1 protein-coding gene is annotated in these 938 nt (G+C 61.0%); it reads left to right on the top strand.

Annotation, left to right across the window (positions count from 1 at the left end):
• Nucleotides 1-3: 3 nt before the first annotated feature.
• Nucleotides 4-342, top strand: a complete 339-nt coding sequence (locus C662_RS19520) for a DUF4148 domain-containing protein (protein WP_002924873.1) — start codon at nucleotides 4-6, stop codon at nucleotides 340-342.
• Nucleotides 343-938: the final 596 nt, after the last annotated feature.

Here is a 938-nt window from a genome sequence, read left to right on the forward strand (position 1 = left end):
GTCATGTCGAAAACCCGCACCACTGCCCTTTTTTCGCTTCTTGCTGCCGTCCTTGTCGTTCCTGCGGCTGCGCAAGCCAGCTCGCTGTGGCATCCCGCTCCCGGCGAGCAGGGGTTCACGTTCCATCCGGATCACTCCACGAGCACGAAAACCCGCGCCGAGGTGTTGCGCGAGCTCGAACAGGCAAAGGCCGATGGCAGCTATTTCTACCTGCAGCGTGGCCTCGCGGTGCCCTCGCGTGCTTCCGGACCCGGCAAGACCCGTGCAGAAGTCCTCAAGGAGCTGGTCGACATGACCCCGACAGAGCGCGCGTACATGAATGAACTGTACAGAGGCTCCTGAAGCCACCTATCGGCGCGAGACGTCGGGCCGTCCAGGCGTTTCGCCCAGCAGGTTCTCGTAAAGCGCCGTTTGGTCTGCCCATTGGTACCGTCGCTGTCGACGATAGCAAATCCTTATTGATAGAATCCGCGCCATGCGTCGTTGGCTTGCGATTTTCCTCTTGATCCTGCTGCCTGCCCAACTGAGTTGGGCGGCGGTGGGCGATTACTGCGCGCACGAATCCGGTGCCGCAGCCAATCATTTTGGTCATCACGCGCATCGTCACACCGAAGATGCAAAAGGCAAGGAAAAAGGGGGCTTGACGAAGGGCGCACACACAGACTGCGCATCGTGCCAGGTGGTGGGCTCTTCAGCAGTAACGAGTGAGTCCAGCGCGCTATTCACACAGCATCAGGCATCCCTCCCCATCGGCGTCACACCTGGGTGCTCACTTGCGGAGCATCCCGCAGAGCCCGAACGCCCTAAATGGGCCCGCCCAGCCTGATCGGCAGGGCGGTCGCCTTCATTCCCTCTTGATGTTCCTACCGCTTTGAGCGGTAGCGTCACGCGTCCATTGCGATCGGTCCGATCGCCCTCTGCCGATTCCCCGTGTCTTT

This window comes from Thauera sp. 28, from assembly GCF_000310145.2.
Taxonomy (GTDB): Bacteria; Pseudomonadota; Gammaproteobacteria; order Burkholderiales; family Rhodocyclaceae; genus Thauera; species Thauera mechernichensis.

Coding starts and splice junctions, on each gene's coding strand:
- C662_RS19520 (WP_002924873.1), top strand. CDS start 4: ATGTCGAAAACCCGCACCACTGCCCTTTTTTCGCTTCTTGCTGCCGTC.